Source organism: Parabacteroides sp. AF27-14, from assembly GCF_003635425.1.
GTDB classification, from domain to species: Bacteria; Bacteroidota; Bacteroidia; order Bacteroidales; family Tannerellaceae; genus Parabacteroides; species Parabacteroides distasonis.
In genome coordinates this window covers 139591-160090 of record NZ_QTLZ01000012.1, presented here as the reverse complement: position 1 = coordinate 160090, position 20500 = coordinate 139591, and the positions used below count along the sequence as shown (strand labels likewise).

The 20500-nt window shown below is 41.3% G+C and carries 17 protein-coding genes; 16 read left to right on the top strand and 1 reads right to left on the bottom strand.

Going from position 1 to position 20500, the window contains the following annotated elements; translation table 11 throughout:
* The 6 genes from DWY79_RS13815 to DWY79_RS13790 all read left to right on the top strand — a co-directional run.
* Positions 1–496: glycosyltransferase family 2 protein (locus DWY79_RS13815; protein WP_305036508.1), on the top strand; the 496-nt coding region annotated here is incomplete at its 5' end.
* Between the two features lie 177 nt (positions 497–673).
* Positions 674–1711: a tail fiber domain-containing protein gene (locus tag DWY79_RS13810; RefSeq protein ID WP_224201869.1), complete on the top strand. Its 1038-nt coding sequence runs from the start codon at positions 674–676 to the stop codon at positions 1709–1711.
* Between the two features lie 47 nt (positions 1712–1758).
* A complete protein-coding gene (locus DWY79_RS13805; RefSeq protein WP_008778959.1) occupies positions 1759–2145 on the top strand; it encodes a hypothetical protein in 387 nt (128 codons plus the stop codon).
* 28 nt (positions 2146–2173) lie between these two features.
* Positions 2174–8329 carry an RHS repeat-associated core domain-containing protein gene (locus DWY79_RS13800; RefSeq protein WP_121962021.1) on the top strand — a complete coding sequence of 2052 codons (6156 nt, stop codon included), beginning with the start codon at positions 2174–2176 and terminating at the stop codon, positions 8327–8329.
* A gap of 46 nt (positions 8330–8375) precedes the next feature.
* A complete protein-coding gene (locus DWY79_RS13795; RefSeq protein WP_022193033.1) occupies positions 8376–8891 on the top strand; it encodes a hypothetical protein in 516 nt (171 codons plus the stop codon).
* Positions 8892–9457: 566 nt separating this feature from the next.
* Entirely contained in the window at positions 9458–10966 is a 1509-nt protein-coding gene (locus DWY79_RS13790) for a PQQ-binding-like beta-propeller repeat protein (protein ID WP_233524016.1), read from the top strand.
* A 49-nt stretch (positions 10967–11015) separates the two neighbouring features.
* Here DWY79_RS13790 and DWY79_RS13785 read toward each other — a convergent pair whose 3' ends face one another.
* Positions 11016–12215, bottom strand: coding sequence for a hypothetical protein (locus DWY79_RS13785; protein ID WP_008778963.1), 1200 nt, complete (start codon positions 12213–12215; stop codon positions 11016–11018).
* Between the two features lie 237 nt (positions 12216–12452).
* Here DWY79_RS13785 and DWY79_RS13780 point away from each other — a divergent pair, with 237 nt between their 5' ends.
* The 10 genes from DWY79_RS13780 (at position 12453) to DWY79_RS13725 (ending at position 20485) form a co-directional block, all read left to right on the top strand.
* Positions 12453–13157, top strand: a complete 705-nt coding sequence (locus DWY79_RS13780; RefSeq protein WP_005860303.1) for a hypothetical protein — start codon at positions 12453–12455, stop codon at positions 13155–13157.
* Between the two features lie 150 nt (positions 13158–13307).
* Positions 13308–13712: a PH domain-containing protein gene (locus tag DWY79_RS13775; RefSeq protein ID WP_057326764.1), complete on the top strand. Its 405-nt coding sequence runs from the start codon at positions 13308–13310 to the stop codon at positions 13710–13712.
* 10 nt (positions 13713–13722) lie between these two features.
* The gene (lpdA, locus tag DWY79_RS13770; protein ID WP_122114988.1) at positions 13723–15069 is read left to right on the top strand and encodes a dihydrolipoyl dehydrogenase; all 1347 of its coding nucleotides are present in this window, start codon (positions 13723–13725) and stop codon (positions 15067–15069) included.
* Positions 15070–15105: 36 nt separating this feature from the next.
* Positions 15106–15831, top strand: coding sequence for a DUF4271 domain-containing protein (locus tag DWY79_RS13765; RefSeq protein ID WP_008773164.1), 726 nt, complete (start codon positions 15106–15108; stop codon positions 15829–15831).
* Positions 15828–16583 carry a uroporphyrinogen-III synthase gene (locus DWY79_RS13760; protein WP_029257164.1) on the top strand — a complete coding sequence of 252 codons (756 nt, stop codon included), beginning with the start codon at positions 15828–15830 and terminating at the stop codon, positions 16581–16583. Before DWY79_RS13765 ends, DWY79_RS13760 begins: the two co-directional genes overlap by 4 nt.
* A complete protein-coding gene (gene rnpA / locus DWY79_RS13755) occupies positions 16583–16969 on the top strand; it encodes a ribonuclease P protein component (protein WP_036630613.1) in 387 nt (128 codons plus the stop codon). Before DWY79_RS13760 ends, rnpA begins: the two co-directional genes overlap by 1 nt.
* On the top strand, positions 16969–17190 hold the full coding sequence (gene yidD, locus DWY79_RS13750; protein ID WP_005863660.1) for a membrane protein insertion efficiency factor YidD: 222 nt from the start codon (positions 16969–16971) through the stop codon (positions 17188–17190). Before rnpA ends, yidD begins: the two co-directional genes overlap by 1 nt.
* Positions 17174–17845 (top strand): TatD family hydrolase, encoded by a 672-nt coding sequence (locus DWY79_RS13745; protein ID WP_122114989.1) that lies wholly within the window; start codon positions 17174–17176, stop codon positions 17843–17845. Before yidD ends, DWY79_RS13745 begins: the two co-directional genes overlap by 17 nt.
* 103 nt (positions 17846–17948) lie before the next feature.
* The gene (gene tyrS / locus DWY79_RS13740) at positions 17949–19241 is read left to right on the top strand and encodes a tyrosine--tRNA ligase (RefSeq protein ID WP_008778966.1); all 1293 of its coding nucleotides are present in this window, start codon (positions 17949–17951) and stop codon (positions 19239–19241) included.
* Between the two features lie 413 nt (positions 19242–19654).
* Positions 19655–20485 carry a family 16 glycosylhydrolase gene (locus DWY79_RS13725; protein ID WP_009275446.1) on the top strand — a complete coding sequence of 277 codons (831 nt, stop codon included), beginning with the start codon at positions 19655–19657 and terminating at the stop codon, positions 20483–20485.
* Positions 20486–20500: the final 15 nt, after the last annotated feature.

The window sequence follows — 20500 nt, the reverse complement described above, 5'->3', positions numbered from 1 at the left end:
AAAGTTGGATAAATTTTATCCCCGTAGTTTTAATATGGGAATAAGGCGGGATGTATATGAGTGTCTGGGCGGTTTTTCCGGCATGCGATATGGTGAGGACGTTGATTTTAGCATACGGATCATGGAGGCTGGTTATCGGACCCGGCTATTTCCTTCAGCATGGGTTTATCATAAAAGGCGGACGGATCTCATGCAGTTCTTTCGTCAGGTGCGTCATTCGGGGGAGGCCCGGATCGCGTTGAACCGGAAACATCCCGGCTCATTGAAGCTGGTACATTGCTTACCGGCATTATTCACGTTTTCAGTCTGTCTATTGGTTATCAGTTCATTCTTTTGCCGCTTGTTTCTGGTGCCTCTTATTATTTATGCCCTTTTATTGTTTGTAGACGCAATGTTCCGCAATAAATGTGATTTACGTGTAGGATCGCTATCCGTAATAGCCTCTTTTACGCAATTGTTTGGATATGGTACTGGGTTCCTTAGAAGTATTATTTGAATGTTTATCTATTTATATTTTAGAACAACTTATATGAAAACAACAAGACTTTTTTCTTTCTTAATTTTAATTAGTTTAGTATCAAACGCAAATGCTCAACTCCGGGTTCTTTCAAATGGACGAGTACAAGCAGGCCTTTTAAAAGACAATAATGAGGACTTAGGAAATGTAACCTCAATGCAGATATATGGTCGGATAGGGGATGCACGCGCAGGTTCGAAATTAACATTTGGTGATTTTGGACAATATGCAAATCAAGGTTGGAATGTGTTTGCTGGAGAATATGGAACCACGGATACGGATCAACTTTGGTTGCATGGGAAATTGGGTATTTATATGACTACAAATGGTTATGCTAACAATGTCGTGGCGTATTACAATCCGGCTAGTAATACTAATTTCGTGTTCAATACGAATCTTCGTGTGAATGGAGTGAATATAACTTCAGACGCTCGCTTGAAGGAAAATGTAGAGTCGCTGCAAAATCCATTAGCTCTTTTAGAGCAAGTGAATGGGGTCTCTTATTCATACAACCTCTCTACACTTGAGGAGAATAGGGAGCAGGATGAGTCTAAGTTCTCTGCCACATTGGATAATGGGATATCGGGAAGTTCCTCCGATTCAGAGGAGATTATGGATGCCGCTACTATCGCAAAGATAAATAGAGACAAACAAATCCAAGCAGAGATAGATCGAAGAGAGGCAGCGGAGGCTAGTCGTAAACGAATTGGTTTTTTGGCTCAAGACATACAAAAGGTATTACCCGAACTTGTACAAACGGATGAAAACGGGATGATGTCTATAGATTATATAGGTTTTATTCCGCTTATCGTAGAAAGTATCAAGGAGATGCAACAAACGATCCAACAACAGAATGAGGTGATTGATAATTTGCAAGCTCTACTATCGCCGGAGGTACAATCTCAATTACGTTCGAACACGACTTCCACAAGTAATATAAGTGCTGTGGATGGCGCAAAATTATATAATAGGGAAGGTGCATCTGTCTCTTATACCTTACCGGCGACGTTTGTGTCTGCTAGTCTACAGATATTTGATGTCACAGGTAAACCCGTGAAAGTTATTAAGTTGGATAATGGAAGTAGTAATGTGGTAGAAGTAAGCCGTTCGGAACTTGGTTATGGAACGTTTATTTATACGTTGTTTGTGGATGGGAAGAAAGCGGATACTTTGAAGAAGTATGTAAGTCTGTAATCTCAAGGAATTAAAAATAGAAATAACAGAATCATAAATTCTTTGATATGAAAGAGAGAATCGTCTTTTTTACATGTATCGTATTGACTTGCTTATTTTCCCCGTTATCATCACAAGAGGTTGACACGAGAAGCTGTGTGAGTACTTATACAAATCAGACAGTTTCATCAAGTGTATCAGTTTTGGGCTGTAATACGTTGGCTGTCCAAAATGTAACCGTGGCAAGTAATGGTAATTTATCTCTTTCCGCTCCGGCGCAAATTACGATTAATGGGCCTTTTGAGGTAAAGTCTGGCGGAATTTTGAATATTAGGCAATCCCAACAAATGATATTTACTTATACTTATGATGCGTCAGGAAATAGAACAACACGGCAATTTAGTGCGATGGCTTCATCTTTGGAGGCCGTTCCCGTAGACCAAGAGGAGGATTGATCAAAATATAATTTAAGTATACTTATAGATGAAATTAATATATTTATATACGATAGGGATATTTATCATGTTTATGTCCCCATCTTCTTATTTATGTGCCCAAGGAGTTGCTGAGAATAATCAATTTTTCGATTGGAAGGAAAGTGATTACAAGGCTTATGAGGATTCTTTATTGAAGGCTTTATATCCTCCGGTTATAGCGAAAACTGCAGAAAATCCGGAAAGGTTTTCACAGCAACCTCAGGCTTTTGTTCCTAAAGCCATATCTGATAATACTTACGTTCCGACTACAGTTACAATAGATAAATCGAAAGCTGTAGGAGAGATACCGATACAAACAGGTGTTTCCCCGACTGGAGCTAAAACCTATACGGTTCCCATACAGGTTTATCCGGGTATAAATGGATTTGAACCCCAATTATCATTGGCTTATAATAGCCAGCAAGGAAATGGCATCGTTGGTATTGGATGGGGTATTGGCGGTGTGCAATCGATCATGCGTACGAGTAGGAATATTTATTATGATGGTAAGCCCCAAGGAGCTTTACGTACGAAAGCGGATGCGTTCGTGTTAGACGGGATGCGTCTTATAAAGATCTCAGAGAATGCGACAACTATTAATTATGAGTCCGAGCAAGGCAATATAAAAGTAAAAGCTTTTTTGTCCGGCGATGTCGTGAAATATTTTGAGGTATTTTATCCTAATGGAACCAAGGGCATATTTGGATATGCCTCAAATACAAGCAATAAGATCTTTTATCCGATAGTTTCTTTGTCTGACTTGCGAAATAATCAGATCCTATATACTTATGTCGAGCAAGAAAACCATTACAGATTGACAAAAGTTGCTTATAATGGTGCCTCTGTGGAATTTCAGTATCAAGCCTCACGACCGGACCCCTTGGTCTCTTTTATAGGGGGGCTTAAGACAGGGGAAAGCTACTTGCTGGCTAAAATCATCAGTAAATTAGGCTCTACTGCGCTTTGTACGTATAGCTTGAGCTATAAAAACCAGAACAATAGCTCAGTTTTAAGCCAGATAGATTATTCCGCCTCCGGGCAATCTCTGAACCCTATAAAGCTTTACTATGGAGAAGGCATAACAGATGGGTCTTATGATAATGGTTCTGTCACACAGCTATATAATTGGTATGAATCAACGGATCCTGCTCGTATCAAGGTAGTGAAAGGAAGGTATGATTATGCGTCGGGGGCAGATGGTTTGATCTCTTTGCCTAATGAGAATCCCTATTGGGAGCATTACAGACATTCGACGGCTTTTCAGCATTCCCAGAATAGATATGACAATAAATTCACCGGAGAAGAGAAAATCTATCTTTATGCCGGATTGAATAGCGAGTACGCTTCCCCCATGCCCAATCTTACGACCGGAGCTAATTTTATCGATATCTTTTGTGCGGATTTGGAGGGAAAGCAAGAAGAGCATATCATAAAAGTAAACAATGGCGTTTCCGGTGATAATGATCAAGTGACTTTCCGTGTATATAGGGCCAGTTTGACTGTGGGATTGGTATCTAAATATACACGGACTTTTAATTTCCCGACCGTATTGACCGATGCGGATGGGGCAAAGAGCATACATCCTAAGTTTTATTATACAGGGGATTTCAATGGGGATGGAAAACAGGAAGTACTAGCGGTCTCTTGCCATCATCCTTTTGGAGAGACCAGTAAGACCTCTAAATGCTATATATTTGATTTGGAAAGTGGTAAGGTCTTATATCAGAGTTACTTGTTTCCCTATAACGTTAATTTTGTAGGCACGGAGCAGCCTGATCCTGAGGACGCATTTCAGAAAACAGATAGACTTCTGGTATTAGATTATGATGGAGACGGGAAAAGTGACATCGCTCTTATTAATGACTCCGGGGTAAATATATATACTTTTGATGTTTCCGGTAGTACTTGGACGGGCCGAAAAGTCTCTACTTATACCGGATTAAAAAAGGTGGATCTAAAAGATCGCTCGCTGTTGCTGGGGGAGATCAACGGAGATGGGCTTATGGATTTGCTGGTATCTCCGAAAAAAAAGGATCCAGTCTATACGTGGGCCGCTTATAACTCGATGGGAGATGGACAATTTTATAAATCCACGTTTGCCGGTACTCAAAACTCGGGGATTTCTACGGATGGCTTTTTGCTACAAGATGTAAACGGGGATGGTATGACAGACTTGATCCGGTATCATAGCTCCGGTTTCTTCACTTACCTCGCTAAGAAAAATAACGTGGGTTCGGTTGAATGTGCCCAAAATTATACATCGAAATCAATCTTGATCCCGACTAATATAAACAGTCATAATTATTTTAGTCAATTGGTCAGCTTGAAGAATGGAGTGGTTACAAAATATTCATTCAAGAGGAATGACAATAAAGGCGTTTTGGCCACGGGTATGGCGAATAGTTTGGGAGTGGTCGAAAAGAACACATACCTGTTGATGAATGAGGAGGCCATATCTTCCGGTACTTATGCTAAGGGTGCGAACGCTGTTTTCCCGTATGTGGACATTCAAGAGTCTATTCCTGTCATAGCCTTTTCCAGTACTTATATGAAAGGTAACCGGGTTGATAATTTCACTTTCACGTACCGAGGTGGTGTTATTCACCGCCAAGGATTGGGGTTTAGGGGATTTGAGAGTATATTCCGTACGAATTTGAAAGGGCAGCTTACGGAGCAATATTTTGATCCTTATAAATATGGCATATTGAAGAGTGAGGTTTCACCTGAGGCGAAATCGACCTATAATTTTGCCGTTAATGTTCAAGCCAATAAAACGGTCAAGATACGTTTAAGCAATAAGACAGAGCAGGACTTGCTTAAGGGTATTACTGCTACTACCGCTTTTGTATATGATACTTATGGAAATGCGACGCAAGAGACTATCACTTACACTGGGGGTATTACGGTAAAAAAGGCGAACACATTTTATAACAATACGGCAGAGAGTGGATATCTTATTGGTTTCTTGACCGATCAGAGCGTGACTACTACTCGTAATAGCAGTACTTATACCGAGCGAATGAATATTCCTTCGCATACGAACGGCTATGCGAATAGCAAGGTGTTCTATAAGAATGGAAATAAAGCGAAAACTTACGAGTATGTTTATGATACTCCGGGTAATATCACAAAAGAGACGCTATTCTTGTATGGTTCGGATAAAGGGCTGAAGACCGAATATGCTTATGATACGAACGGTCGATTGAAAAAGGTGACAAACCCATTAGGACTTGCAAATGAGTTTTCTTATAATACGGAGGGGCGTATGTCTTCTGAGAAGGACCACCGGGGAAAGTCTACGGCGCATACGTATGATCCATTTGGTCGGGAGACAAGTGTCACGTTCCCTGATAATACTACCGCTACTGTATCTTACGGATGGTCGGAGGAAGGGACAAACGCTTTGTATGCCATAACCCGTTCTGTGACGGGTAAACCTACTACTAAAAGTGTATATGATGCGTTGAATAGAGAGGTAAGAACGGCCGAGACTCGTTTTAATGGCAGTTTTCTAAAAACGGATAAAATTTATGATAGTTATGGAAGGGTGCAAAAAGTCTCTCGTCCGTTTGCCGGTAGTTCGGCTACGGCTTGGAATATCTATAGTTATGATACGTATGATCGCTTAACCGCTATATCGGAACCTTCCGGAAGAAAAACGACTCATGGTTATAGCGGCAATAGTATAACAACGGTGGAGGATGGAATCTCTGTCAAGCGGACGTATGATGCGTTGGGCAATCTTATATCTGTGGTAGACCCAGCAGGAACGATTACCTATAATCTGCGTCCGGATGGACAACCTTCTTCTATCGTCGCACCGGGTAACGTGACTACTTCATTTGGTTATGATGGTTTCGGCCGTCGGACTAGCTTGGGCGATCCTAGCTCTGGTACGACAACTTATGCTTATGACGCATCCGGCAACCTATTGAAAGAGACGAACGCAAATAATAAGGTTATCAATTACACATATGATACGTATAATCGCCTTAAAACGGCGACTTTACCAGAGTTTACGACTACATATACTTATAATGGCTACGATGAGTTGACGAAGGTCTCTTCTTCTGTCGGAACTTCCATTGATTATGTATATGATGCGTTGGGTCGTCTGTCGAGCCAGACAGAGACGGCGGTAGACAATAAATATTTACGAAAGGATTATACCTATAACGGAGGAAATGTAAGCTCTATTAAGTATACGTCTCAATCCGGAGTTTTGACAACCGAGAATTATAATTATGCGAATGGTCATTTAGTTGAGACCAAGCTGAATAACCAAACATCCATATTTAAGCTCACGAAAGAGAATGACATGGGGTTACCTACCGAGGTACGCTCCGGTGCCTTATCTCGTACCTATGGATATGACAGTTATGGATTCCCTACTTCCAGGAAGATACAGAAAACAGGGGTGACCACATTCCTCCAGAATATGGAGTATGTTTTCGATCCTGTTAAACGGAACTTGACTTACCGGAAAGACATTAATGTATCCCAAGAAGAGAAATTCTCTTATGATAATCTTAATCGTCTGACTTCCTACAAAGGGCTTATGGCAACTTATGACGCGAAAGGAAATATCTTAACCAAAGGGGATGTCAGTGGTACATTCGCATATAATACAAGTGGCAAGCCTTACGCCATATCTTCCTCTAGCGTGGCAAATGGTATTATGTCTTCCGCCACACAGGTTATTAGCTATACCTCTTTCAAGCGTCCGAACGCTATTACGCAAGATGGTAACGTGGCCTCGTTTACCTATAACGGCAATCAGCAGCGTGTGAAGATGCAGGTGGCTAAAGGGGGTAGCCGTTTGTTGACCCGCTATTATTTGGGGGATTGCTATGAGATCGATGAGACTCCCTCGGGTAATAAGGAGAAGCTGTATTTGGCGGGAGAGAATTACTACGACGCTTCGGCGGTATTGGTGAAGGATCATACGAATAGCTGGAAACTTTATTATATAGGTCGTGATTATCTGGGAAGTATCACGGATATCATCACCGAGGCAGGGACGAAATACGCGAGTTATAATTTTGACGCATGGGGTCGCCAACGTAACTCATCCAGTCACGTTTACATCCCTTCGGGGCAGGAGGTAGAGTTGTTCCTTGGTCGTGGCTACAGTGGCCATGAACATCTTAAGGAGTTTGGTCTGGTAAATATGAACGCCCGCCTGTATGACCCGGCTCTGGGTCGTTTCCTCGCTCCTGATCCGTTTGTCCAGATGCCGGACTTGTCCCAGAACTTCAATCGTTACAGCTATGCCATGAACAACCCGTTGAGGTATGTGGACGAGGATGGAGAGTTTATCCATATTATAATAGGTGCGGTTATCGGAGGAACAGCAAATTTGATCTATAAGGCTGTATCGGGTCAACTTCATAGTTTCAAGGATGGATTTGCCGCATTTGGTATTGGAGCCGCCGCCGGAGGTTTGGGGGCTGCGACTGGTGGGTTGGCCTTTGCCGCTGCTGGAGGTGCCGCCGGGGGAATCGGAGGCTTTTTGGCTGGAGCCGCCGCAGGTTCGGCGAGTACGGCGGTGATGATGCCTGTCCAAAGTGCGGGTAACTCGTTGTATTTCGGGGACCAGTTTATGAGCTTGAAGGATTATGGCTTGGGTATTTTGGGTGGTGCCTTGACAGGTGGAATCGGAAACGGTATGGTTGCCGCCTTGAAAGGTAATAACTTCTGGACAGGTAAGGACGTTAAATTCGGACGGACGATCTTCTCGTTCAAGAACACGGCGACAAGACCGGCACCGGAGATGAGGTTGATGGAGGCATCTACTCCTTCAGTAAATGTAGAGCGACCAAATCTAACTGCTACAGGAGATAAAATATCTGTGGCTAATGATCATAATACTTATACTGTTTATCAAGGAGTTGATGCAAATGGAGATGTACGTTATATAGGGATTACTAGCAGAAAGCCAGAAGTTAGATTCTCAGAGCATTTGAATTCAGGGACGAATAGGGCTACACTTGATTATAGACCGATACAAGGAACTGGGAACTTAAATAAGTTAGATGCTAGAATAATGGAGCAGAAATTGATAAATCGATATGGAATGCAGAAGAATGGAGGTTCTTTATATAATTTAAGAAATGAGATAAAACCTAAGTTTTGGGATAAGCATGGAATAGGTAAGTATTAATTTATAAAAATATTATCTTTACTGCAAAAAAGAAACTTGTGATAATATGGCAAAACGAATAGTGACAAAAATGGGAGATATTTTTTGTGTAGAAATAGATAATGGTTATAAAAGATTTTTTCAATATATCATTAATGATATAGAAGCTTTGAATAGCTCTGTAATACGAGTTTTCAAGACCCATTATCCCATGGATTATAGGCCGATTATAGAGGAGATTGTGATGGATGAGGTAGAGTTCTATGCCCATACGGTTTTACGTGCAGGGATAGTTTATGGGGCTTGGTACAAAGTTGGCAACTCAAAAGAGATAGGTGAAGGTCATAAGGATGTTCTATTTGGAACAGCTAGTGATGTCCGAGTTCTTCCAAACAAAGAACTTGAGTTTGTCAGTCCTTCGGAGAATTGGTATGTATGGCACATTAATGAACCTCCTTTGTTTGTAGGTAAACTTACGGAAAAGTATAAGGATTTAGAACAAGGTGATGTAATGTCTTATGTTTCTATAATTGATAGGTTGAGAAATGGAAGGTATATGCGTAAATGTCAAGGGAATGGATAGTTATGAAAAGAAACAGTGAATATAAATAATATGAAAGAATAGATAGTAGAATGGCTTTTGAATTTATGCCGTAACGAGGTAATACCAGAAAATAATGTAACATTAAATTTTGGTGTTTTTGAGTCTATATTAAAAAATAGGCTGTTTCGTGATAGAAAATGAGACAGCCTATTTTTTTGTTTGAGTTTTGTATATGTACTGATGCCGAGCTTATTTCTGAACTTTAATAAGTGTAGTTACACTATACAATCTGTTGATATATCTATCATCATAGAAGGCTTATCGGTGGAGCCGCCGCAGGTTCGGCGAGTAGGGTGATGATGATGCCGGTTCAAAGTGCGGGTAACTCATGATTTACAACCCACTATTGATAGAATACGATCAGGAAAGTTGTTTACGTTTCGTCATGATGGATCAACCTAATTATAATAATGTGACTTGTATTTCGTTAGAAAAATATCAAAAGTGAAATTGTATCAAATAATTATTGTGGAGATATGAGGGTCATCAAAATTTTCTTGCTGTTTGTTTGTTGTATTTCATTAGATGTACAATCTCAAACATTTTTGTCGGACACATTGGGTATCAATGAGGATGGCTCTGTTATCATTGCTAAAAGTTTGGCTTTACCCGGCTGGATTCTTGGAGTGGATGTGGATTCGACGGATAATTTGCTTTTTATCCGGTATCGGAATTTGTCGAAAAATGAGACTTCCTTGAAAAATAAGGGGGGAATATCCGTTTACTCCTTGGCTGATCAGAGGATGCTATGGCAACGTCCTGTCAATTATTTTAATCAAGATCCAAAGTTGACTTCAGAGGGAGTTTTGTTCGTGACAATGGGGAAGGCTACATCGTTGCTGGATTTGAAAACAGGTAATGAGGTTTGGAAGAAAAAGAAAATGATTCCTTATTGTGTGGACGCTAAGAACCGGATGTTTTTGGCTTATAAAGGCAGTTATATGAACGGGGTGTCTAACGAGTTGGAAGGCCATAGCCTTGCGACGGGAGAAAAGATGTGGAGCCGGAAAATGAGCCATGTATATGGATGGAATGAGAGTGGTTTACTGGATGACTCTACTCGATTGATTGTCTCGGATGGGATTCATCTGGTTCACATGGGAAATGGGGAAGGGCCGAGTTATGCCATGCCGACTGGGGCAAGTGATTATAAAGAGGCCGTCGCTCTTGGTGCGCTCGGTGTGGTGACGGGTGTCTTAACCGGTTTTGCAGCAGTGCCTACCGGGCCGAAGAAGGTGATGGAACTGGTATCGAATGTTTTATCGGACGACACGGTTTTTTACGTGGCAAGCCGGGAGAATTTGTTTTGTCTGGATCGGCAGTTGCAACCTAAATGGGGGTATCCGATACCTGATGGAATGGGATCTCGCTCTCATTTGTTTGCGAGAGGAGATAGCCTTTATATGATTAATATGGGAACAGGGTATCGAAATACTATTTTTGATACTTCTGAGGCTTATGCTCACGAATACTTAAGACTGAAGGTTGGCTGGCCGTTTATCGCCTGCTTCGATAAACGAAAGGGGGAGAAGGTTTGGTTTCGCCAGCTCTCGGATAAGAAAGAGATGGTGGAGGAGTTTGATATAAATTGGGAAGAGGATGCTCTGATGGTGTTGTTTTCCGATCATATCCGGAAATACTCGTTATCTGGGGATTCCTTATTGAGTGAGGTATCATGGAATACCGAAGTAAACGGGAAGTTATTATATCTTACCAATTCTTCTTATTTCTTGCAGGATTTTGAGGATAGTACATCTTATCAGCGATATAAACGCCCGGATTCGATTTATTGTTTGGTTACAGATAAGAATGAAATGGTTGAGCTAGACCAACAACTGAATGTTTTACAAACTTATCCTTTGTCTAGGTTACGTCCATTCAGGGATTTACCAAATGGGGATAATTTGATATTCTTGGGAGACAAAACATTGTGGGTTAATTCAAAGGGTGAAAAGAAAGCTTATTTACATACCTCATCCAAGATGTTTAGGGTAGGTGAAAAGTTTTTCATCTATAGTTTGGATGGTAAAAAGATATATGAATTTCCTTTATAATTAGGGGATATCCAAAGGCGGGTTGGATTGGTAAGTCGTATACAAATGCTTACATGGATAGAATCCCTGTTTTTGACAATGTATCCAAATAGTTTATTATATAACTATCAATGTTTTTAGGTTCTAGGGTATCCCTTGTCCAAGAAACTTGCTTTCCTGTTTCATCAATTTCTTTTTTAGCCCTATACAATAAATCGAAGTCACGCAGTAAAGATATTTTGGAATGTATATATAGTTGACTTAAGCATTGGATTACTTCTAAGACAGTTCTTCTTTTGTGATAATTTTCAAATAAGAGAAATCGAAGATAGTTCAAAAGTATGTATTCTTTGTTAATATCTAAATTGAACTCACATATAAGAATATCCATTCTTTTCCTTAGATCCTTTTGATTATCTATACAAGGTATCTGAGAAGCGAAGTCTTGCATGTTCTTGTTGACAAAGTCTGCTTTTATCATATTTTTAGACCAGGTTATCCATTTTTCATCAATTTCCATATCAAATACTGTCATGGCAAGTATCTCGAGGGTGTTTGGTACTTTATTTAATATTGCGGTGGGATTATAGAATGTGGATGTACGCAAATCAAAACGTCTCATAGCGTACAAAAGTTCTTCAATACTTTTATTTAGGTCTAACTTCGGAAAGACTTTGACTGGTATGGTGAAAAAAGCCATGTCTTGCTTTATCTCAAAAATACATTTCTCGCTCAGATAGCGATTCACATTTTCGATATGCTGTTCTTTGTCTTTTATTGATTTAGGTATATAATAAGGAATAATCATACAAGTGAACCAATCTTCTTTTCCTTCATTCTTTAAAAGGCAAACCTCAATTCTGAAAAGTTTTCCCTCTTTTATGCATTCGAATGCTGTTTGGCTGACCTTTTTGGGTGGACTATCCCAAAGATAGAGTCCCAATCCTTGAAGTATGTATTTTCTTAATGTCTTTGGTCTCTTATAATTGTTGATAAAAGTCAATGTCAATGTCAGAGGTAAAATAAATATGAAGGGAATCAATGAGATTGCGATCAGTAGGTCCAATGGAATATTTCCGGATATGAGACCTGTAATAATTAGAATAGCCATACAAGGTATACAAAGGATAGTCACTAAAGAAAGTGAATATAGTAACCATCCTTTCAAGGTCAGAAACTCTAGATGAGTAAATTTACCCAAATCATGTATTATTAATTGTAGGTATTGTTTGATTGTAGAGATTGATATCTTATTTTCTTCCAGTTCCATTATGCTTGTTTAATGTCTATATTAATTACAAAATTACAACATATCCTTTATAAACTGGTATATTTCATGTAAATATGTAATAGATTACTTCATAGTTATGGTTAAATGTATTGTCAAGAAAGATATTTTGGCTATTTTTAATTTTTACCTTCTGAACATTTAGGGGTTCACTCTGTTTTAACAAAGCATTGGATATCCGGCATGTATTTAGTAGTGAATTAATTAAACGTCAAAATTATGAAGGTGAAAATATTATACACGGCTTTAATCTCATTGATCGCGGGAGGAGCGATGGCGCAAGATTGTACGTTCTTCTTTCCGCAAACAGAGGGAACGGTATGGGTCCGTAAAGGATATGACGCGAAGGGAAACTTACAATCTGTTATGAGTTATCAAGTGGATGAGGTGGAAACATTGCCTTCCGGCCAAGAGGTGGAAGCGGACTACGTATATACTAATCCCTCCGGTACGATCGTGAACAAAGGAGATATCAAGGCATACTGCCAGAATGGAGAATTTTTCCTCGACTCGAAAGAGACGCTCTCTTATCCGGGAGTGGTATCGGAAATGAATACGAATGTGGATATCACGGAGAACTTTATAAATTACCCAAATCCGTATGCGGCTAATTTCGATAAGAATAACGTGTATTTCGACGAGGCTTCCGTAAAGATCTACGATAAGAAGAACCGGAAGAATCGTAAGGATATGGCCATTAAGGATCGTGAGTTTATTAAAACGGAAAGCATAACAACTCCTGCCGGTACGTTCGATTGCGCTAAGGTAAAATATAATATCGCTACACGTTCCCCTAAATCAAAGGAGACAATCACTGGGTATGGCTATGAGTGGTACAGCCCGAATGTAGGCTTAGTGCGTACGGAACAATATGATAAGAATAACGTATTACAATCCTATACGGTATTGGAAGAATTAAAATAAAAAGGCGACTACAATCTTATGATTTGTATTAACCGGTTTAAGTGGATACGCTGTTGCTGAGAAGTGACAGCGTATTTTCTTTTATGGGAAAGATTGGGCAATTTTCTTTTTGTTTGACGTTTTTCGTTAACTTGCGGCAAATTTCGAAAAATGGAAAGAGAATATAAATCAAAAGTGGGATGGTGGTATCATCTGGTGATTATCATGGTGGTAATTGGTTGTGTGGCTGCGTTTTTGCGTACCAATATATCGGTTATAGTGGGTATGATGGTCGCTGCGTTGGGGGTGCTTCATGTTTTCTTTAATACGTATTACCGGATAACGGAAGATGATATGTTGATAGCGCATTGTAGTATTTTCCCGGAGAAGAAGATCGCTATCGCTGATATAGAGGCGTTGGAATCTACCGTGATGCCGGTGTCTAGCTACGCCCTTTCGTTGGATCGGCTGATCATATGGAGCAATGGGAAACCTTGGATGCTCATATCTCCGACCAACCGGGCTGATTTTATCAAACAGTTGAGAAAGATTAATCCTAATATACAACTTAAATAGATCTAATAGTATGAAATACGATGTCGCTATAATCGGTGGAGGTCCTGCCGGTTATACTGCCGCGGAGAGAGCGGCGCAGGGTGGGCTTTCCACGATTCTTTTTGAGAAAAACGCATTGGGCGGGGTTTGTTTGAATGAGGGATGTGTGCCGACAAAGACGCTTCTTTATTCCGCTAAGACGTATGATAATATCAAGCATGCTTCCAAGTATGCGGTGAAAGCGGAGAATCCTTCTTTTGATCTCCCGAAAATCATCGCCCGTAAGAATAAGGTCGTGAAAAAGCTGACAGCCGGTATCCGTATGAAAATGACGGAGCATGGCGTGGTGATGGTTACGGCGGAAGCTTGTATCCAAGGGCGTGCGGCCGACGGGACGATTACGATCGCCGCCGGAGAAGAGCTATACGAGGCTGCGAACCTTTTGATCTGTACGGGATCAGAAACGGTAATTCCTCCTATACCCGGATTGGCGGAGACGGAATATTGGACGAGCCGGGAGGCGTTGCAATCGAAGGAGCTTCCGGCCTCTTTGGTGATAATCGGTGGAGGCGTGATCGGTATGGAGTTCGCTTCTTTCTTCAATAGCCTTGGGGTAGAGGTACATGTCGTGGAGATGTTGGATAAGATATTAGGCCCGATGGATCGTGAGCTGTCCGAAATGTTGCAAGCGGAATACGCTAAACGGGGGATTAAGTTTTATCTAAGTCATAAAGTGACCGGGGTGCATGGAACCGAGGTTTTTGTAGAGAAAGACGGGGAGACATTCACGTTGCATGGCGATAAGGTCCTTTTGAGTGTAGGGCGTCGTCCGGTTACGAAAGGTTTTGGCTTGGAGATACTGGCTCCGGAGACTTTTCGTAATGGGGTGAAGGTGAATGAGTACATGCAGACTTCCCTGCCAAATGTATATGCTTGCGGTGATATTACCGCTTTTTCCTTACTGGCGCATACGGCAGTTAGCGAGGCGGAGGTGGCCGTGGATCATCTCTTGGGCAAATCGCGCCCGATGAGTTATAAGGCTATTCCGGGTGTCGTTTATACGAATCCGGAGATCGCCGGTGTCGGGAAGACAGAGGAGGAGTTGCAGGCAGAAGGTATTTCGTATACCGTGAAAAAAATACCGATGGCATTCTCTGGGCGTTTTGTCGCGGAGAATGAGATGGGGAATGGTGTTTGTAAGTTGATCTTGTCGGAGGATGAGACGTTGATCGGTGCCCATATGTTGGGTAATCCGGCCTCGGAGTTGATCGTGATCGCCGGAATCGCTATTGAGAAGGGGATGAAATCGGATGAGTTAAAGTCGTTTGTGTTCCCGCATCCTACGGTAGGAGAGATTATTAAGGAAGCGCTTTATTGAAATAATTATGTACCTTTGTGCCGATAATAGCGGCACATGGGTACATTTGAAGGATATGTAGGGATTCGTTTGTGGGACGGACAATTGGTGGACGATGTGGTCTTTAGCCTTTTGTTCGTCTTATTTATGTGTTTTGCGTTGGTGTTCCGTACCAATTATCGTTTATTCCTGAAGATGATGCGTGATGTGGTATATGTGAAAGAACGTCAAAATTTATTTGAGGTAACGAGGGGGAGCGAATGGCTCTTCCGGAATTTCATGACGTTTCAAGCCTTGTTTCTTTGTAGCGTTTGCCTTTTTGCTATCGCTAGGGCATATGGGTATTTCAACCATTTGCTAGAAAATACGGTGTTGATATCTATTGGGTTGATAATGATGGTATTGATGCTGTTTTATTGGTGTAAGCGCTGTTTCTATTATTTATTGGGGGTTGTTTTTACGGACGCTCCGAAATACAAGTTTTGGAAGACTAATTATAACGCTATTATAGGAGCGTGGGGGATCTGTTTATACATTCCGGCACTTTGGTTGGTATTCGTGGGGAGCAGTATACAGATTCCTGTTTTGTTGTTTGTATTTTTCTATATTCTGTGTCGTTTTGTGATAATTTATAAGACCATACGGATATTTCACAGGAAAAATAGCAGTTTTTTATATATTAGTTTGTACCTTTGCGGCCAAGAAATATTGCCTTTAGTTTTTCTGTATGAAGGCATTATTTATTTGTATAACTTTATCGAGTCAAGTACTCTATGGCATTGAATATTAAAAAATTATTGGTATCACAACCGAAGCCTGCATCGGAGAAATCACCATATTTCGATATTGCAGAAAAATACGGTGTGGAAATAGATTTCCGCCCGTTCATCAAGGTTGAACCTTTATCTTCCAAGGAGTTCAGGCAGCAACGAATCTCGGTTTTGGATCATACCGCCGTTATTTTTACGGCTCGTACGGCTATCGATCATTTCTTTCATTTATGCGAGGAATTGCGTGTGGCTATCCCGGAAACGATGAAGTATTTCTGTATGACAGAGGCGATCGCTGTTTATCTCCAGAAGTATATCGTTTATAGAAAACGTAAGATTTTTTATGGTCAGACCGGTAAGGCAGATGATTTGGTGACTGTTATCGCCAAACATGCGAAGGAGAAATACCTAGTACCTGTTTCCGATGTACATAAAGATGATCTATTCGCTTTGTTAGACGCGAAGAAAATCAACTATACGAAAGCGGTGATGTTCCGTACGGTGAGCAATGATTTCGCGAAGGACGAGAAATTCGATTATGATATGTTGGTTTTCTTTAGTCCGTCGGGTATCTCTTCCTTATTGAAGAACTTCCCGGATTTCAAGCAAGACGATATAAAGATCGGCTGCTTTGGCCCTACTACGGCAAAGGCTGTTAAAGATGCGGGTCTGCGTTTGGACGTTGAGGCTCCCACGGTGGAAGCCCCTTCTATGACTGCTGCTTTGGATTTATATCTGAAAAAACAGCAAGACGGTAAAAAATAATGACGACAAAAAGGTATACCCTTTCAAAAGAAGAACGCCTGTCGTGGAAACGTTACATTGACCTATTATTCGAAAAAGGACAATCGTTCGTGGCGTTTCCACTGCGGGTCGTTTATTTACCGATGGAGGAAGAGATGCCTGCCCGTGCTTCCTTCTTAGTGAGTGTACCGAAGAAAAAATTTAAGAGAGCCGTAAAGCGTAACTTGATCAAACGACAGGTACGTGAGGCTTACCGGGTTCGTAAATATGATTTACTGGAACCGTTGGAAGCGAAGAATAAGGGCATGTTAATCGCTTTCCTGTACCTCGATAAAGAGATCCATCCGTACGCTGTGATGGAAAAGGCAATGAAGAAAGCGATCCATATCCTTCGGGATAAAGAATAATGAGACGCTTTTTTACCACATTACTCTTATTGCCGGTTTATTTCTACAAATATTGTATCTCTCCTATGACACCGGCTTCGTGCAGGTATACGCCCACTTGTTCCGAATATGCGGTGCAAGCTTTGAAGAAATATGGCCCTGTGAAAGGATTGTATCTTGCGGTTAAACGAATACTTCGTTGCCATCCTTGGGGTGGGAGCGGTTATGATCCGGTTCCGTAACGCCATGGGTTATTATGATATACATACGCATCAGATGCCTTTCCATAAGGAGGATATCGCGATTATAAATAGGATCGTGAGTCCAATGGGTGATATGCAGCCGGGTCCACTTCTTGATACGGTTATTCGCTCATATGGTATCCATCCGTGGTATATATATAATGTAAAGGAGCAGATGGACCTACTTAGGGTATTGGTGTCTGGTTCGGGAGTCGTGGCGATCGGAGAGGCTGGACTTGATACACTGGCCGAATCTCCAATGGATTTGCAAAAAGAGGTGTTTCTGGCACAAGCCAATTTAGCGGAGGAAACACATAAGCCATTAATCATCCATTGCGTAAAAGCGTGGGCGGATCTCATTGCCTGTAAAAAGGCCGTGAAACCGGAGATGCCTTGGATTATCCATGGCTTTCGAGGTAATGGTGAACTTGCCTCCCAATTGGTTCGCTTGGGGTTTTATCTCTCTTTTGGAGATCGTTTTAATCCATCGGCTTTGCGTGCCGCATGGCCTGATTTCCTTTTCTTGGAGACCGATGATAAATCGATTGATATCCGCAGGGTCTACCAAAATGTAGCGGAAGCGTTGGATATTCCGGAAGAAAAGCTGCGGATTCAAATCGCTAAAAACGTTTCTATCTTCCACCTAAACGGATAATTATCAATTATCAATTTTCGATTCTCAATTAAAAAGTCGTACCTTTGCCTCGTATGAGATAAAGTGACAAATATATTAATGTAATACGATATAAATTAATACGATGAATTTTGTAGAAGAATTAAGATGGAGGGGCATGATCGCTGATATGATGCCCGGGACGGAAGAGCAATTGCAGAAAGAGTTGACATCGGCCTATGTGGGGATCGACCCAACGGCAGACTCTTTGCATATCGGACACTTAGTAAGTGTGATGATGCTGAAGCATTTCCAACGTGCCGGTCATCGTCCTATCGCTTTAGTGGGTGGCGCTACCGGTATGATCGGTGACCCGTCTATGAAGTCTGCCGAGCGTAATTTGCTGGACGAGGCTACTCTTCGTCACAATCAGGATTGCATCAAGAAACAATTGGCTAAGTTCCTTGATTTTGACTCCGACGCTCCTAATGCCGCTAAGTTGGTGAACAACTATGACTGGATGAAGGGTTATTCTTTCTTGAATTTTATCCGTGATATCGGTAAGCATATTACCGTGAACTACATGATGGCTAAGGATTCAGTGAAGAAACGTTTGAGCCGCGAATCCAGTGTAGGTATGTCTTTCACCGAGTTTTCTTATCAATTGCTACAAGGCTACGATTATTTGTATTTGTATGAGCATGAGGGTTGCCGCCTACAGATGGGTGGTACTGATCAATGGGGTAATATCACGACTGGTACGGAATTGATCCGCCGTACGTTGGGAGGGGAGGCTTATGCCTTGACTTGCCCGTTAATCACGAAGGCTGACGGTGGTAAGTTCGGAAAGACGGAATCCGGTAATATCTGGTTGGATCGTCGCTATACTTCTCCGTATAAATTCTATCAATTCTGGTTGAACGTAAGCGACGCTGACGCCGCCAAGTATATCAAGATCTTCACGGACTTGAGCCAAGAAGAGATCGCCGCTTTGGAGGCGGAGCAAGAGGCCGCTCCTCATTTGCGTCCGTTGCAGAAACGTTTGGCGAAAGAAGTGACTGTTATGGTTCACTCTTTGGAAGATTATGAGGCCGCTGTCGAGGCTTCCAATATCTTGTTTGGTAACTCCACGCACGAGGCTTTGTTGAAATTGGATGAGGACACATTACTAGCCGTATTCGAGGGTGTTCCTCATTTCGATATCTCCCGTGATGAATTGGCCGCAGGAATCAAGGCTGTTGATTTGTGTACTGAAAAAGCCGCTATCTTCCCTTCAAAAGGTGAGATGCGTAAATTGGTACAAAGTGGTGGCGTAAGTTTTAACAAAGAGAAATTAGCGGAGGTTGATACTGTAATCGACTGTTCTTCACTGCTTGACGATAAGTATTTATTGGTTCAAAGAGGTAAGAAAAATTATTATTTGTTGATCGCAAAGTAAAAAAATAATCAAAAAATTTGCAAGGTAAGATTTTATTCTTACCTTTGCATCGCTTTAGTAAAGCAATCGGATTGTCTCATGGTGTAATGGTAGCACTACAGTTTTTGGTTCTGTCTGTCGAGGTTCGAATCCTCGTGAGACAACTCAACAATCCAGAGAGAGGGATGTCAATTGTGGCATCCCTTTTTTATTTTGTGACATTTTCTCGTATAGATAGCTTATCCGATAAATCCCTAGGGAAAATGGGGTAGTACTTACTTTGGCCATGAAGTATATCTTCTCTGCCACTTGAAGTATATCTCCTGTGGTATTCGCAGTATAATTGTGGGGATAACCTTGCGATGTGTTTTTCATCTACACTTTTATTTATTTTTCATATATTTGTGGAAATTCTGATTTAAATCTATATTGTTATGTCACGTTCATTTCTTTTGTTTGGTTTTATCCTATATAGTGTTTTCTTGAGCAGTCTGGCGAATGCTAGTGATATCGATTTGTCTGCACCCATGGATAAAGGCGGGTGGAAATTGATATGGAGTGAGGAGTTTGACTATACGGGATTTCCTGATTCTACGAAATGGTCTTATGATACGGAAGGTAATGTATATCAATGGGGAAATAACGAGGCTCAATATTATACATCCGGCAGAAAGGAGAACGCTTGGGTCTCGGATGGGGTGTTGAGGATTACGGCCTTGAAAGAACCGATGGAAGGTCGTTCATATACATCGGCTCGCCTGATTACGAAAGGAAAAGGGGATTGGTTGTACGGACGTTTTGAGATTCGGGCGAAACTCCCGACTGGACGAGGGACATGGCCGGCCATCTGGATGCTTCCAACGGATTGGGAATACGGGGATTGGCCAAAAAGCGGGGAAATAGATATTATGGAAAATGTGGGCTATGATCCCGACACGATCGTAGGTTCTTCGCATACGGAAAAATATAATCATGCGATCGGAACTCAAAAAAATGCTAAAATTGCGTGTCCGGATTGTTATAAAGCGTTTCACGTGTACGCCTTGGAATGGGAGGAAGATGAGTACCGGCTTTATGTAGATGATCAATTATACTTTACATTTAAGAACGAGGGGACAGGCTATGAGGTTTGGCCTTACGATAAACGCTTTCATATCTTGCTGAATCTGGCGATCGGTGGGAATTGGGGAGGCCAAAAGGGTATTGATGATTCTCTTTTTCCACATGTGTTCGAGATTGATTATGTAAGAGTTTATAAGAAGTAGGGTGTAACGTGATGT

Coding starts and splice junctions, on each gene's coding strand:
- DWY79_RS13800 (WP_121962021.1), top strand. CDS start 2,174: ATGAAATTAATATATTTATATACGATAGGGATATTTATCATGTTTATG.
- rnpA (WP_036630613.1), top strand. CDS start 16,583: ATGACGACAAAAAGGTATACCCTTTCAAAAGAAGAACGCCTGTCGTGG.
- DWY79_RS13725 (WP_009275446.1), top strand. CDS start 19,655: ATGTCACGTTCATTTCTTTTGTTTGGTTTTATCCTATATAGTGTTTTC.
- DWY79_RS13765 (WP_008773164.1), top strand. CDS start 15,106: ATGGGTACATTTGAAGGATATGTAGGGATTCGTTTGTGGGACGGACAA.
- DWY79_RS13795 (WP_022193033.1), top strand. CDS start 8,376: ATGGCAAAACGAATAGTGACAAAAATGGGAGATATTTTTTGTGTAGAA.
- DWY79_RS13780 (WP_005860303.1), top strand. CDS start 12,453: ATGAAGGTGAAAATATTATACACGGCTTTAATCTCATTGATCGCGGGA.
- DWY79_RS13805 (WP_008778959.1), top strand. CDS start 1,759: ATGAAAGAGAGAATCGTCTTTTTTACATGTATCGTATTGACTTGCTTA.
- tyrS (WP_008778966.1), top strand. CDS start 17,949: ATGAATTTTGTAGAAGAATTAAGATGGAGGGGCATGATCGCTGATATG.
- DWY79_RS13785 (WP_008778963.1), bottom strand. CDS start 12,215: ATGGAACTGGAAGAAAATAAGATATCAATCTCTACAATCAAACAATAC.
- lpdA (WP_122114988.1), top strand. CDS start 13,723: ATGAAATACGATGTCGCTATAATCGGTGGAGGTCCTGCCGGTTATACT.
- yidD (WP_005863660.1), top strand. CDS start 16,969: ATGAGACGCTTTTTTACCACATTACTCTTATTGCCGGTTTATTTCTAC.
- DWY79_RS13810 (WP_224201869.1), top strand. CDS start 674: ATGCAGATATATGGTCGGATAGGGGATGCACGCGCAGGTTCGAAATTA.
- DWY79_RS13745 (WP_122114989.1), top strand. CDS start 17,174: ATGATCCGGTTCCGTAACGCCATGGGTTATTATGATATACATACGCAT.
- DWY79_RS13775 (WP_057326764.1), top strand. CDS start 13,308: ATGGAAAGAGAATATAAATCAAAAGTGGGATGGTGGTATCATCTGGTG.